This is a genomic window from Paraburkholderia sp. BCC1886 (assembly GCF_900996245.1).
Taxonomy (GTDB): domain Bacteria; phylum Pseudomonadota; class Gammaproteobacteria; order Burkholderiales; family Burkholderiaceae; genus Paraburkholderia.
The window spans coordinates 1-425 of record NZ_CAAJGK010000013.1; the positions used below are offsets into that span (position 1 = coordinate 1).

At 66.6% G+C, this 425-nt stretch carries 1 protein-coding gene; it reads left to right on the forward strand.

Annotation, left to right across the window (positions count from 1 at the left end; genetic code table 11):
* The coding region (locus FQ746_RS01635; RefSeq protein ID WP_186310599.1) for a trehalose-6-phosphate synthase at positions 1–425 on the forward strand (425 nt) is incomplete at both ends.

Consider the following 425-nt stretch of genomic DNA (forward strand, 5'->3'; position numbering starts at 1 on the left):
AGCACGAATGGCTGATGCGCTCGCTGTTCGCCTACGACCTGGTGGGCTTCCAGGCGCATACCGATGTCACCCACTTCGTGCGCTACGCCGAAGCCGAGGCCAACGCGCAATTCATCGACGGCGAACGGCTGCGCGCCTTCGACCGCACCATCCGGGTGGGCACCTTCCCGATCGGCATCGACGTGGACGGATTCGCGCAGATGGCCAGCGAAGACGACGGCCTCAACATCTACGAGCAGATGCGCGACGAGTATTCGCGCCGCAAGCTGCTGCTCGGCGTGGACCGCCTCGATTATTCGAAGGGGCTGCCGCAGCACGTGCAGGCGTTCCGCGAGATGCTCGACCGCTACCCGGAGATGCGCCAGAGCGCGACGCTGATCCAGATCGCCGCACCGAGCCGCGAGGACCACGGCCAGGTGGCCGCG